A 13,733-nucleotide genomic window follows, 5' to 3' on the forward strand; every position below is an offset into this window, starting at 1 on the left:
CGACATCTCCCAGGCGGTCTCGCTGGGCTTCCAGGCCGACGGCGGCGCGCCGGAGCGGATGGCGGCCAAGGTGCACGACGCGCTGAAGCAGCACTTCCGCCCGGAGTTCCTCAACCGCATCGACGACACCGTCGTGTTCCCCCGGCTGACCGAGGCCGACGTGCTGGCCATTGTCGACGTGCTGCTGGCCCGCGTCGACCTGCGGCTGCGCGATCGGGAGATGGGCGTCGAGGTCACCGGCGCGGCCCGCCGGCGCCTCGCCGCGCTGGGCTTCGACCCGTCGCTGGGCGCCCGGCCGCTGCGCCGCGTCATCCAGCGCGAGGTCGAGGACGTGCTGGCCGAGCGCATCCTGGTCGGCGACCTGCGCCCCGGTCAGGTGACGGTGGTCGACTGCGCGGACGGCGCGCTGGTCTTCCACGAGCGGACGGAGGCCGCCGCCGCGGTGCCGCTCTAGCCGGCGATCTGGCGGCTGAACTCGGCGTGGGCGGCCCGGACGACCTCGTTGAACTTGGCCAGCTCCTCGTCGCCCGGCTCCCGCTGGAACTCGACGTCGACCACGAAGTTGTTGCCGACCACCCGTACGCCGAACCGGGCCAGCAGGTCGGCCGGCACGCGGGACACCACGAACTCGCGGAACGCCTCCTCGACGGCGGCCTGCAACGCGGTGCAGCCGCAGTCCCGGCCGTCGAGGAGCGCGACCAGGTGGCCGCGCGCCGGCTGGGCGGCCGCATCGGTCGGGTCGAGGACGGACAGGCCCTCCTCGAGCGCCTCGCGAGCCTCGGCCGCTCGTCCCAGGTGCTGGAGGGCTATCCCGTACGCGGCGATGACCTGCCCCCGCAGCTCCCGGTCGTCGCCGCCACGGGCGGCCACCACGGCCTCGCCGAACCGCTCGACGGCGTCCTCCGGCCGACCGGCGTTCCGCAGGGCCAGCCCCCAGTCGAACAGCGCCTGGCTGAGCCGGTCGACGCGGCCGGTCCGCCGGGCTCGGTCGGCCACCTCCTCGTACGCAAGCAGGCATTTGTCGGTTTCGCGGGCGTCGCTGAGCGCTTCGGCGACGTCGGTAGCCGCGGCAAGCCCGTCCTCCGCGCGGTCCTGGCGGTCGTAGGAGGCGAGGATCTGCTCCAGCGCCGCGATGCGATGGGCGTGCTGGCCGCGGTCGGCGGCCTCGGTGGCCAGGCTGCGGAGGGCCTCGATCGTGGCCGGATGGTCCGGCCCGAGGCGATCGGCCAGCGCGCCGGCGAGCTGGCCGATCATGCGGTACGCGGCGGCCGGATCGATGTCCCGCTGGATCCGGGCGGCGACGAACGTGCCGACCCGCTCGACGAGCGGGTCGGGGAGATCCTTGAGGGCCGGGAAGAGCGGCCCGGTGTGCCCGTTCGCCACCATGATCACGCCGCGTAGCGCCACCGAGCTGGCGGCCCGCTCGTGCCCGGCGCGCTTGAAGATCCAGACCGCCTCGTCGATCGCCTCGAGCGCGCCCGCGTGGTCGCCCAGGCGCAGCAGCACGTCGGCGAGCGGCTCCAGGCCGGTCGCGTACCCGACGTGCTTGCGGCCGAAGAAAGCGGCCCGGCCGGCCCGCGACTCCCGCAGCGCCTCCGCACCCTCCTCGAGCCGCCCGCAGAGCGCGAGCGCGATCCCCAGGTTGAGCTGGTAGCCGAGGCGGCGCTGCGGGTCCGCGCCCGGCGGCACCGGCACCGACACCGCCGCCCGGAAGCACTCGGCCGCCCACGCCGGCTGGTCGGCCCGCAGCAACACGTTGCCCATGTCGGACTGCGCGGCCGCCCATCCGGCGGTGTGCTCGCCGTGCAGCTCGGTGGCCTGGCGCAGGGCTTGCTTCATCCGCTCCTCTGCGTCTGCGACCCGGCCCTCCGCCAGCAGCGTCAATGCCTGGTCGAGGGGGCTCATGAATGCGGGTGCAGCGCTCATGGCCGCGCAGTGTAGCGGCTTTCTTGGTTTTTTCTTAGAGCCTGGTAAGTAACCGGTTCGGGGTGCGCGGAGTGGTTGCGGGATGACTCGTCCGGCGGCTTGGTGCCGGCGTAGCCGCTGTCGGCCCAGAGCAGCCGGATCGTGGGGAACACGGTGCAGATGATCCAGGCCAGCACGTGTCCGGCGTCGCGGTCTTGCATGTGGGCGCCGGTGACCAGTACGGCCAGCAGCCATCCGCAGGTGTCGGTGACGATGTGCCGTTTACGGCCGTTGACCCGTTTACCGGCGTCGAGTCCGCGGCTGGTGCGGGTGACGGTCTCGGCCGCGCGTATCGACTGGGAGTCGATCAGCGCCGCGGTCGGGTCCGGGGTGCGGCCCTCGATCTGGCGGACCTGTTCGCGCAGGATGTTGTGTAGGCGGGTCAGGGTGCCGTCCCGGGTCCACACGCTGAAGTAGTGCTTGACCAGCGAGGCGGGTGGGAAGTCGACGGGCAGCGCGTCCCACTGGCAGCCGGTGCGGGTCACGTAGCGGATCGCATCCACAACGTCACGGCGTGGGTATGTCACCGGCTGGCCGCCGACACTGGGTCGGGTGCCGCCGACCGGTATCAGTGGGGCGAACAGCTGCAATTCGGCGTCGATGATGTCCGAGGGGTAGGTGCGCGGACGCTGGGTGGGCAGATGAGCGGCGGCGTCGGGGACCGCCGGTGCACCCCGCCCGGTCAGGACGTGGATACTCCACGGTGGGCCTTCGGGTACAGGGCAGAGGTATCGTCACCAGTGCTCGTACTCGAAGGCCCCCTTTGTGGGCGGCTCGACACGCCGGACCTGAACCGGATGCATCGATGATCACGCCTGTCCGGCAACCCAGAACCGGCTATTTACCAGGCTCTAAGACGTTCCGCAGCCTCGGGCTCCGTTCAGCAGGCGTTGATCATCACCTTCCAGCCGGTGCTGGCGGAGTAGTCCGCCTTGAAGGAAATGCCGTTGATGGTGCCATCGAAGCCTCCCGCGTGCGTCCACACGATCGGCGGGAGAGTGGTGAGCACGCCGCCGCCGCTGCTGTCGCAGCCGCCGTTGAGCATGTCGATGTACAACGTCCGGAGCAGAACCTCGGCCGTACTCCGGGAGCTGCGCGGGGCAACACGGACGGGCGCGGACGTGGCGGCCTGGTGGCGCAGCGCGGCCAGGTCGCCGTTGAAGCGCCGTGCCGCCGGAGCGCCGTTGCCCAAACTGGCGACGAGTTCGGTCGCCATCGTGCCCTCGCGCGGCAGCGGTGCATATTCCGCGTACTCGGTGACACGCCTCATGGCCAGCCGTCGTGACACCACGTCGCTGTAGACCAGCATCACCGCGCGCTGCAGCGAGGGTGACATACCGCTGGGAATGTGCGGGACGAGAGTGCGAGGGTTGATGTCGTCGACGGCGGCGACGGTCGCCGGAGCGAGGACGATGACGTCCTTGTGGACACCGCCGTTGATGAGCGTCGCCGCTCGTCGCAGCCGTGAGTCCAGGACGCGCGCTTGGCTGATGAAGCCGGCCAGCTGCGTGGTGGCGGTGCCGGTGGCGGTGGCGCCGCCACCGCCTTGGCCGCCGCCGGCGCTCGGCGATCGCGTCACCGACGGCGTCGGCGGCGGGGATGCGGGCGAAGCGCTGGTGGGGCCGGTCGGACCGGGCGACGTGTCCCGGGCCGAACAGGCTGTTGCGGGCAGAATCAACGTCAGCAGCAAGGCGGCGAAACCGGTGAGACGTCCCCAACGGGTCCGCCTCTTCGTAGACATGACGACCTCCAGACCGCCTGCGGAGTGGGCCTGGCACGTCGGAGACTTCGATCCCGCGCGAGACGCGACGGCGCTGCCGCAGAGCCTCAGAGTCCAGTGTTGCGTGAGCGAGCCGGACCGGGCAGAGGCGAAAGTCCAGTGATGTGGAGGACGCGGCCACTCGACTGTAGTCCGGTGGCGTGGTCGTCATCCTCGGCCTGGTGGTCGCCATCGTGGCCGTCGCGCTGGGAGGACGGGACTCCGGCGGCACCCAGGACGCGGCGGCGGTGCCCGCGGGTGCCACGGCAGGCGGGGCACTGGTCGTCGGGCCGGCCGCGGCGCCCCCGAGCGGGTGCTGGCGTTCAACGCAGCACTTTTCGACGCGCAGCCGGTGGAGGGCACCGCGGGTCTGTCGGACGACCAGATCGCCGCTCTGGCCCGGCGCGTGGGCGTCGGCGCGAAGGCTGTTCGCCCGCCACCACTCCGCGCACCCTGAACCGGTTATTTACCAGGCTCTTAGACAGCGATGACCGGACTGCGGCGGTTACGCCTGCGCCGGTGGGTCAGCGCGGCGGAGTGAGCAGGGTGTCGATGAGGTAGATGGTGGCGTTCGCGGTCTGCACGTTGCCGCACACCACCGTCGACCGGCCGTTGACCTTGTACTTGGCGCCCTGCCGGGTCACGGAGATGGTGCCGCCCTGGCGGGTCTTGTGCTGGCCGGCGAGGTGGTCGGGCGTGACCTTGCCCGGCACCACGTGGTAGTTCAGGATGCCGGCCAGGCCCTTCTTGTCCGCCAGGAGCTTGCGCAGGTCGTCCTTGGGCAGCTTGCTGAAGGCGACGTTCGCCGGGGCGAAGACGGTGATGCCCGGCGCGGCGTTCAGGGCGTTCGTCAGGCCGGCCCGCTTCGCCGCGTCGGCCAGCGAGGACATCGCGGGGTTGGCGGCGACCGCGGCGGCGACCGGCCGCTTGGCCATCGACTCGAAGCTGCCCGGGTTTGCCGGGTCGGTGGGGAACGTGGCGCAGGCCGCCCCGAACTGTGTCTTCCCCGGGGGCGGGTTGCTGTTCGGGTCGGCGACGGCCGGGGCCTGGCTGGCGGCCGCCTTGCTGGTGGCATGGTCGCCGCACGCCGACATCGTCAGCGTGAGGAGGACGGCCGCGGCGGCGGCGAAGGCACTGGTACGCATCGTCGCTTCCATCGACACGAAGGGTGGCCGCTTCAGCGGTTTTCGCAGGCCAGAGCCGTTCGGGGGGCGGCAGCCATCGTCCGTTCGGCTCGGATTGCGAGGCCGCCGATCGACGGATGCCACTGTAGGGAAACTTGGCGTGACTTCGACCTCACGGTGCGGCATATTGTCGGCTCCGGGCCTGTCCGAAAGGCGTATTTCCTGGTGAAGCCGGTGATCGCATCGGCGAACCGCCGGCTCCGCCGCGATCCCAGTCGCCCCAATGATCACAGTGGTGACGGATGGCATCGACGGATATCAAAGCCACCGACTTGAAACCGTCACGCACCGTCGGCCGGCCTGTACTTTGCGTCCTTGCAGATGGATGGGCGGGCCCGGCTACCTTCCAACCTCCTGTTCGTTCAGGAGCGAGGAAACGGTCGGAGGTTTGCGTGCGTGCTCGCACTTTGACATCGGTAGCGAAGCCGGAACGGTGGCGCCACAGCGCCCCCGGCCGGTCGTTGACCGCGGTGTTCGCGGTCGGCCTGGCAGCAGTGGCGGCGCCACTGCCGTTCGCGGCGTCGGCTCAGGCCGCCGCCCCGGCGACGAGCCAGCAGCTGGAGCAGCCCACCGAGGCCGCGGCGTTGGCCGCCGCCGGGTCGGCCGGCCAGCGGGTGAAGATCACCGGGCTGACCACCGAGACCGACGAGGCATGGGCCAACCCCGACGGTTCGGTGCTCTGGGAGCACCGGTACCGCCCGGTGCGGGTCAAGCGCGCCGGCCAGTGGGTGTCGGTGGACACCACGCTGCAGCTGCGCTCGGACGGCATGGTCGCGCCCAGGGCCGCGGCGATCGACGTGGCGTTCTCCGGCGGCGGCACCCGTCCGCTCGTGGAGCTGGCCGACGGCAAGGACCGCATCGCGCTGGGCTCGCCGGTGGGCACGCTGCCCAGGCCGCGACTGGCCGGCGACACCGCCACCTACTCCGAGGTGCTGCCCGGCGTGGACCTGCGCCTGCAGGCCGACGTCGACGGTTACACCCAGACGCTGGTGGTCAAGACCCGCAAGGCGGCGGCCAACACCAAGCTGGACAAGCTGGCCTACGCCGTGACCGGGAGCGGGCTGGCCCTCAAGGTGGACAAGGCGGGCAACCTCTCCGTCGTGGGCACCGCCGACGGCGCCTCGCGCTTCACCGGCACCGCCCCGCGGATGTGGGACGCCAACGCCGAGGCGGCGTCCGACGAGCAGCCGCAGGCACCCTCCGACGAGGTCGCGGTGCCGGCGACGGCGACCGCCACGTCGCTGGTGCTGACCCCCAGCCGGACGATGCTGAACGACGCGCGCGCGGTCTTCCCGATCTCGATCGTGCCGGGGTTCAGCGCGGCCCGCGGCGCGTGGACGAAGGTCAACTCGAAGCAGCCCGACACGTCGTACTGGAACTCGGCCACCGCCGCGCTGGTCGGCACCGGCGTGCTCGGCGGCACCTACCGGTCGTACTTCACCACCGACACCACCGCGGCCCCGTTCGCCGGCCGCCGGGTGACCGCCGCCGCGCTGAACCTGACCAAGCCGGGTACGGCCCTCTGCAAGCCCCGCAAGGTGGACCTGTACGCGGTGACCGGGGCGGTCACCGCGGCCACCACCTGGGCCGGCCAGCCGGCGTGGGGTCAGCGGCAGGGTTCGGCGACGGTCGACGCGGGTCGCTTCCTGCTGTGCCCGGCCGGTTCCGTGGCCCTGGACGCCACCGCGGCCGTCCAGGCGGCGGCCACCAGCGGTGGCCCCCTGGCCCTGGGCGTGCGCGCGACCGACGAGAACGACCGGTTCCTTCCGGTGCGGTTCGACAACGCCGCCGTCCTGGCGGTCACCTACGTGCCGGGCCCGCGGCTGACCGACCGGTCCACCGCGCCGGCCACCGAGTGCGCCACCGGCGCCGACCGGCCGTCCGTAGACACCACCACCCCGCAGCTGCGGGCCACCTACACCGGTGGTAGCACGCCGACCGTCGCGGCCACGTTCGAGTGGTGGGCGGTGGACGGCACCGCGCCGATCGGCAGCGCGACCAGCGACCCGGTGAAGCCGGGCACGACGGCCGCCGTCGACGTCCCGGCCAAGCAGCTGGCCGGCGACAACGCCTACAAGTGGCGGGTCCGGGCCGGCCAGGGCAACGACGCCACCTCGTGGTCGTCGTGGTGCGAGTTCACCGTGAAGGTGGCCGCGGCCGTGCCGCCCGCGCTCACCCTGAACGAGCCGGGCGCGCAGCGCGCCACCGCCGGCTCGCCGGTCTCGCTTCTTCCGGAGGCGACCGGCGGCACCGCGCCGTACACCTGGACGGCCACCGGCCTCCCGGCCGGCCTGTCCATCGCCGCCGCGACCGGTGAGATCAGCGGCGTGCCCACCGGCGCGGGCACCGCCACGGCCACGATCGTGGTCACCGACGCGGCCGCCCGCACCACCAGCACCACGGTCGGCTGGACCGTGGTCGTGCCGGTGCCCGCCGGTTTGACGGCTGAGGCGGTGGATGCGCAGACGGTGCGGTTGTCGTGGGCGGATGTTCCGCAGGCGGTTGGCTATCAGGTGTTCCGTGATGGTGAGCTGGTGGCGAAGATCGGTACGTGGCCGGTGTTCATGGACTGGCAGCTGGAGTCGGGCCGTTCGTACCGGTACGAGGTGCGGTCGGTGGACGCGAACGGGGTGGCTTCGGCGGTCAGTGCGCCGGCCGAGGTCGGCCTGGATGCTGCGCCGGCGGCGCCGGTGAACTATGCGCGGTGTGGTGCGGCGGCTGGTGAGTCCGGTTGTGGGTACACGGTGAGTGTGCGGGCGGACGAGTCGATGCCGGACAAGGCTGGTGCGTTGACCGACGGTGTGCATGGCGTGGTCGGTGACCGTGCGGCGTGGCAGGGCCGGACCGGGGTGAGTGTGTACTCGCAGACGGTGGACCTGGGTTCGGCGCGGCGGATCACGGAGATCGATTCTTCGTGGCTGCAGGCGAAGTCGGACTTCGTGGTGTTGCCGCCGAGTGTCTCGTACTTCACGTCGGTGGATGGCAAGACCTGGGACCGGGTGTCGTACATCTACCGGCCGTTCGTGTCGGATAAGGACCAGGTCAAGGCGTACAAGGCGATCGGGTTGGACGCGACCGCGCGGTACGTGCGGGTCGAGCTGGACGGCAGCGACGTCTGGACGATGGCCGACGAGATCGAGGTCCGCGGCACCGACCCGGCGACCCTGCCGGTGCCCGCCGGTTTGACGGCTGAGGCGGTGGATGCGCAGACGGTGCGGTTGTCGTGGGCGGATGTTCCGCAGGCGGTTGGCTATCAGGTGTTCCGTGATGGTGAGCTGGTGGCGAAGATCGGTACGTGGCCGGTGTTCATGGACTGGCAGCTGGAGTCGGGCCGTTCGTACCGGTACGAGGTGCGGTCGGTGGACGCGAACGGGGTGGCTTCGGCGGTCAGTGCGCCGGCCGAGGTCGGCCTGGATGCTGCGCCGGCGGCGCCGGTGAACTATGCGCGGTGTGGTGCGGCGGCTGGTGAGTCCGGTTGTGGGTACACGGTGAGTGTGCGGGCGGACGAGTCGATGCCGGACAAGGCTGGTGCGTTGACCGACGGTGTGCATGGCGTGGTCGGTGACCGTGCGGCGTGGCAGGGCCGGACCGGGGTGAGTGTGTACTCGCAGACGGTGGACCTGGGTTCGGCGCGGCGGATCACGGAGATCGATTCTTCGTGGCTGCAGGCGAAGTCGGACTTCGTGGTGTTGCCGCCGAGTGTCTCGTACTTCACGTCGGTGGATGGCAAGACCTGGGACCGGGTGTCGTACATCTACCGGCCGTTCGTGTCGGATAAGGACCAGGTCAAGGCGTACAAGGCGATCGGGTTGGACGCGACCGCGCGGTACGTGCGGGTCGAGCTGGACGGCAGCGACGTCTGGACGATGGCCGACGAGATCGAGGTCCGCGGCACCGAGTAGCCCGAACGGCCGATGGCCCGTCGCACCCCTCCCGGGGCGCGGCGGGCCATCGCCGTTGCCGGGGGCTTGCCGCTGGTTGTCTACCTATATAGAGTTCCCGCATGGTTCGACCCAGGCGCCCCTCGGCGCAAACCGTTCTGGTCCTCGACGCGCTGGCCGGCGACCCGGCCGAGTGGCGGTATGGCTACGAGCTCGGGCGGCAGGTCGGCCTCAAGGCCGGCTCGCTGTACCCGATCCTCATCCGGCTGTGCGACCGTGGTCTGCTCGACGCGACCTGGGAGGCGGATCCCGCGCCCGGCCGCCCGCCGCGGCACCTGTACCGGCTGACCGACGAGGGCGTCCGCTGGGCGGCCGAGGTCGCCGCCCGGCCCGCACCGGCCCGCCCGGCCGTCCGCCCGCACCTGCGGGAGGCATGGTGACCACGCTCGACCGGGACCGGCCCGCCCGGCTGTTGTCCGCCGCCGCCCGGGTCCTGCCCGCCGGTCGCCGCGACTGGGCCCGGGCGATGCAGGCCGAACTGGCCGCCATCGACGAGCCGGCGGAGCGGTGGAGCTTCGCCTGGGGGTGCCTGCGCGCGTCGCGCCCGCTCCGCGGTTTGCTGCACCTGCTCGCGGTGCTGGGCACCCTCGGGGCGCTGCTGGCCTGGACCGCTTCGGTGGACTACCCGCCGCTGGCCTGGATCCTCTCCGTGATGGCCTCCGTGCTGGCCGCGGTGTGCTGGCAGGCGCGGCGATCCGGGATGTTCGGCCCGACCGGCGACGGCGTCGTCGCCAGGCTGCTGCGCGGCGCCGGCTACCTGACGGCAGTCGCCCTGGCCGCGGTCGCCCTCGCTCACGCCCACCCCGCGACACTGGAGGCGGCGGATGCCGGCGCCGGGCTGCTCGCGCTCGGCGCGGTGACGGGCAGCTTCCTGATCGGACTGACCGCGGCGAGCGCGCGGCGGTCGGCGGCGACCAGGCGGGTGCTGGTCACCGGGGCCGGCAGTGCCCTGGGCGCGACCGTGTTGTGGCTGGTCGTCGTACTGGTGGCACCGCCGATCCCGGCCTCGGTGGGCTGGGCGCTCGCGGTCACCGCGGTCGCCGCCGCCACGGCCGTCCTGGCCAACGCCGGCGGCTCCGGCACCACCGAGGGCAGCCTGCTCGCCGGGTTGCTCGCCACGGCGGGGACCATGGTGCTGGTCTTCGTGGCCGTGCTGCTGCTGGCGCGCTTCGGCCCGGACCGCCTCATCCCGGACATCACCCCGGCGGCCCTGCCCGGCCAGCACATCAGCGAGAGCCGCATCGAGATCGTCGACCCGTACGTGCTGATCCTGTTCCTGAGCGCGATCGCGGCGACCGCCCTGGCACTCGCGGCGGTGCTCACCCGCCGCCCCGCCGCGGCGCCGATCCCGGGTTCCCGGCGTGTCGATCACTGACCACGCGCTGGCCATCGAGGCCGCGGAAGCCGGCGCCGCGGTCGTCCGCGCGCACTTCGGGTCCTCGCTCACCCGCTTCGAGAAGGGCGGCGGCGACTTTGCGACGGTCGCCGACGTCGAGGCGGAGAAGGCGGTTCTCGGCGTCCTGCGGGCAGGGCGGCCGGACGACGTCGTGGTGGGGGAGGAGAGCGGGCGTGCGGGCGGTGTCGGCAACGGCCGGACGTGGCTGGTCGATCCGCTGTGCGGAACGCTGAACTTCGCCGCGAACACCATGCTCGCGTCGGTCAACGTGGCGCTGCGGGCGGGAACCGAGGTCACCGCGGCCGCGTCGGCGGACCCGTTCGCCGGCGAGGTGTTCTGGACCGACGGGACCGCCGCGTACCGCCGCCACGGCGGCACCGACGAACTGCTCGCCCCGTCCGGCGAGTCGAACCTGGTCGACGTCAACCTGGATCCACCGTTTCCGAACCAGGACAGTTTCCTGGCCGCCCGGATGCTCGCCGACGGGGACTTCATCGAGCGGTTCCGGCCGCGCGTCGTCTCCACCACGCTGGCCGTGGCGTGGGTCGCGGCCGGCCGGCGAGCCGCCTACGTCACGGATGGACACCTCGCCGAGAGCGTTCACTTCGCGGCGGGGATCGCGCTCTGCCGCTCAGCCGGCTGCGTCGTCACCGGCCTCGACGGTCAGCCCCTGCACCGCGGCTCGGGCGGCCTCGTCGCGGCCGCCGACGAGCCGACCCACGCCGCGCTGCTGGCCATCGTCGGCAAGCAGCGTCCGGCCTGAAAAAGAGGGCAGCGCTGCGCGTCGCCGGGTGCAACAATCTGCGGCCGTGAGTGAGATCAACCCCGCGGACGCGCCCCCGGTGGCGAAGCCGCCGCACGAGTGGGAAATCCAGACCTTCGCCCTGATGGTGGCGGCTGGTTGCGCCGCCGGGCTGGGCATACTGCTGCTGGTCAGCGACCTGGCGGTGCGTGCCTACCTGCTCACCGGCGGGGCCGACGGGGTGTCCGCGCTGGTGGCGTGGATCCTGGACAACGGCGACGCGATCAGCGCTCTCTACCTGATGCTGGGCTTCGGCTACCTGATCGGGTTCTTCATCTGGCGGCGGCGCACCCGGGCGCTGCTCGACTCGGTCGGCGAGGCGAACTCGCCAGCGCTCTGGCACTGGACCGTCGGGGCCTGGTACCTCGGGCTCTTCACGTCCTTCATGATTCGCGCCAACAATCCGGCCGGCACCCCGGCGCAGACCCCCTTGACCTTCGGGCACGACACCTCGAGCCAGGCGGAGCAGTTCGCGTCCTGGCTGGCCTGGGACGCCGCGCAGATCGGGGCCCGGCTGATCGGGCTGACGTTCCTGCTGATCGCCGTCTGGCAGATTCGGACGCAGGTCCGCGAGCGGGTGGCTGCCTCGGGTGTGATCTTCCGAATCCGGGACATCGCGCCGCGGCCCTCGGCGGTGCCGTTGCCGGCGGCCGCGCGCCCCGTTCCGGTCGGGGCGCAGCCGTCCGGCCTCCCGATGGCCGACGAGGACTTCTGGGGCCGGGTCGCCGCCCTGGCCACCGGCCGGCGTGCCGAGGTCGCGATGCTGGAGACCACCGACGGGCTGGCGCGCCGCTGGCTGGTGGTCCCGGAGAGCGGTGACCTCGGCGTGGTGCGCTCGACGGTCGCGCCCGGCGCCGTGGTGACGGCGTTTCCCGAATCGCCCGACGCCGGCGAGACGAAGGGCTTCAGCCCGCGTCCCGCCGAGGAGTACCACGGATTTCTGGAGGACACCGAGTCCGGCGCGGTCTGGTACCAGTCGGTCAAGCCGAACCGGGTCGGCGCGTTCCTGGCGCGGGCGCGCCGGGCCCGCCGGTGGGCGCTGTATCCGGCGGACAGCCCGGAGGCGCTGACGGCCGTGGTCCCGTGGAGTCACTGACCGGCGTTGACGGTGTCCTGCGGCGCTGAATCCGGCGGACGGCCCGGAGGCTCTGACGGCCGTGGTCCCGTGGAGTCACTGACCGGCGTTGACCGGGCCCGGGGGCGCTGACTCGGGGCCGGTCGGCGAGACGGGCTCGGCGAAGCGGGACAGCGCCAACGCCCCCGCCAGCGCGACGACGAAGCCGAGCACCGCCGGGACGGCCCAGCCGGGGCGGGTCTGGTCACCCCACAGGGCGATGCCGACCGCGGCCGGCAGGGCCGTCTCGCCGAGGATGGTCAGGGCGGCGACGGTGGCGACCTGCCCGCGCTGCAGGCCGGCCGCGAACGAGACGAAGGCGCAGCCGCCGCTGATCACCGCGGCGTAGGCGGCCGGGTCGCGCAGCAGATCTCCGGGCGCGAAGCTCGGCAGGCTGCGTACGGCCAGCGCGGTCAGCCCGAACCCGAGGCCGGCCACCACGCCCTGCACGATCGGGCCGGCCGGCGGGGCGAGCCGGGCGGCGATCAGGGCGGTCGCGCCCAGCACGAGCGCGGCGCCGAGCAGGACCAGCCGGGTGGTCGGGCCGGCCTCGGTGGTGCCCTCCCGGCCGCTGGACGCGCCGAGCACGGCGAGCCCGGCGCTGACGGCGAGCACCGCGGCCCAGTGCCGGGGCGCCAGGCGGACGCCGAGCAGCGGCACGCAGGCGACGGCCGTCACGGCCAGGTTGCCGGCCTGGGCCGCCTGCACGACGAACAGCGGCCGGACGCGCAGCGCGACCAGTTGCGCGCCGAAACCGGCGACGTCCAGCAGCAGACCGAGCACGAACGGCCACCGGCGCAGCAGACCGATCAGCGGTCCGGCGACCGCCGCCCGGGCCTGCAGCGCGGTCGCCACGCCGTAGCAGACGGCGCACAGCACTGCGAAGATCAATCCGGATCAGGCTTCCGGGTCGAGGCGGTAGCCGGCGCCGCGGACCGTGCGGATGGTGTCCCGGTCGAAGGGCCGGTCGACCTTGCCGCGCAGATAGCGGACGTACACGTCCACGACGTTCGAGCCGCCGTCATAGGCGAAATCCCAGACGTGCTCGATCAGGTAGCCGCGGCTCAGCGTCTCGCCGGCTCGCCGCATCAGCTCGTGCAGCAGCGCGAATTCCTTGGCCGACAGGGCGATCGGGGTGTCGCCCCGGCGCACCTTCCGCTCGGCGGGGTCCAGGACCAGGTCGCTCACCCGCAGCACCGCGGGCCGTTGCCGCGGCTCCCGCCGGACCAGCGCCCGGACCCGGGCCAGCAGCTCATCGAAGGCGAACGGCTTGGTCAGGTAGTCGTCGGCCCCGGCGTCCAGGCCGCGGATCTTGTCGGTCGTGCCGTCCCGGGCGGTGAGCATCAGCACCGGCACCCAGCGCTCGTTCGCGCGGATCCGGCGGCAGACCTCGAACCCGTCCGGCCCGGGAATCATCGCGTCCAGCACCACGAGGTCGTAGTCGGACTCGGAGATGGTCCACACGGCGTCGGTGCCGTTGTCGACGCTGTCCACGGCGTAGCCCGCGCGGCGCAGGCCGCGGCAGAGCATGCTCGACATCGCCGGATCGTCCTCGACGACCAACAAACGCAT

At 72.5% G+C, this 13,733-nt stretch carries 11 protein-coding genes and 1 pseudogene; 6 read left to right on the forward strand and 6 right to left on the reverse strand.

Annotated features, from left to right (window positions below; translation table 11 throughout):
* Positions 1-454, forward strand: a pseudogene (locus ODJ79_RS35500) (ATP-dependent Clp protease ATP-binding subunit); the annotation flags it as partial.
* Here the strand turns inward: ODJ79_RS35500 and ODJ79_RS35505 are convergent.
* The 4 genes from ODJ79_RS35505 to ODJ79_RS35520 form a co-directional block, all read right to left on the reverse strand.
* On the reverse strand, positions 451-1,926 hold the full coding sequence (locus ODJ79_RS35505) for a tetratricopeptide repeat protein (protein ID WP_263028039.1): 1,476 nt from the start codon (positions 1,924-1,926) through the stop codon (positions 451-453). The pseudogene ODJ79_RS35500 and the gene ODJ79_RS35505 overlap by 4 nt on opposite strands.
* Positions 1,923-2,660, reverse strand: coding sequence for an IS5 family transposase (locus ODJ79_RS35510; protein WP_317620731.1), 738 nt, complete (start codon positions 2,658-2,660; stop codon positions 1,923-1,925). Before ODJ79_RS35510 ends, ODJ79_RS35505 begins: the two co-directional genes overlap by 4 nt.
* A gap of 185 nt (positions 2,661-2,845) precedes the next feature.
* On the reverse strand, positions 2,846-3,655 hold the full coding sequence (locus ODJ79_RS35515; protein ID WP_263028040.1) for a hypothetical protein: 810 nt from the start codon (positions 3,653-3,655) through the stop codon (positions 2,846-2,848).
* Positions 3,656-4,248: 593 nt separating this feature from the next.
* A complete protein-coding gene (locus ODJ79_RS35520; protein WP_263028041.1) occupies positions 4,249-4,869 on the reverse strand; it encodes a fasciclin domain-containing protein in 621 nt (206 codons plus the stop codon).
* Between the two features lie 446 nt (positions 4,870-5,315).
* On the opposite strand from ODJ79_RS35520, the gene ODJ79_RS35525 reads away from it, so the two are divergent.
* From ODJ79_RS35525 to ODJ79_RS35545, 5 genes are all read left to right on the forward strand, one after another.
* A complete protein-coding gene (locus ODJ79_RS35525; RefSeq protein WP_263028042.1) occupies positions 5,316-8,810 on the forward strand; it encodes a putative Ig domain-containing protein in 3,495 nt (1,164 codons plus the stop codon).
* A 101-nt stretch (positions 8,811-8,911) separates the two neighbouring features.
* On the forward strand, positions 8,912-9,229 hold the full coding sequence (locus ODJ79_RS35530; RefSeq protein ID WP_263028043.1) for a PadR family transcriptional regulator: 318 nt from the start codon (positions 8,912-8,914) through the stop codon (positions 9,227-9,229).
* A complete protein-coding gene (locus ODJ79_RS35535; protein ID WP_263028044.1) occupies positions 9,226-10,224 on the forward strand; it encodes a hypothetical protein in 999 nt (332 codons plus the stop codon). The genes ODJ79_RS35530 and ODJ79_RS35535 overlap by 4 nt, the downstream gene beginning before the upstream one ends.
* Positions 10,211-11,008 carry an inositol monophosphatase family protein gene (locus ODJ79_RS35540; protein ID WP_263028045.1) on the forward strand — a complete coding sequence of 266 codons (798 nt, stop codon included), beginning with the start codon at positions 10,211-10,213 and terminating at the stop codon, positions 11,006-11,008. Before ODJ79_RS35535 ends, ODJ79_RS35540 begins: the two co-directional genes overlap by 14 nt.
* A gap of 46 nt (positions 11,009-11,054) precedes the next feature.
* On the forward strand, positions 11,055-12,143 hold the full coding sequence (locus ODJ79_RS35545; RefSeq protein WP_263028046.1) for a hypothetical protein: 1,089 nt from the start codon (positions 11,055-11,057) through the stop codon (positions 12,141-12,143).
* Positions 12,144-12,218: 75 nt separating this feature from the next.
* Here the strand turns inward: ODJ79_RS35545 and ODJ79_RS35550 are convergent, their stop codons facing one another.
* The gene (locus tag ODJ79_RS35550) at positions 12,219-13,052 is read right to left on the reverse strand and encodes a hypothetical protein (RefSeq protein ID WP_263028047.1); all 834 of its coding nucleotides are present in this window, start codon (positions 13,050-13,052) and stop codon (positions 12,219-12,221) included.
* 6 nt (positions 13,053-13,058) lie between these two features.
* On the reverse strand, positions 13,059-13,733 hold the full coding sequence (locus ODJ79_RS35555) for a response regulator transcription factor (RefSeq protein WP_263028048.1): 675 nt from the start codon (positions 13,731-13,733) through the stop codon (positions 13,059-13,061).

Origin of the sequence: Actinoplanes sp. KI2, assembly GCF_025630775.1 — a bacterium.
In the GTDB taxonomy this organism is placed as follows: Bacteria; Actinomycetota; Actinomycetes; order Mycobacteriales; family Micromonosporaceae; genus Actinoplanes.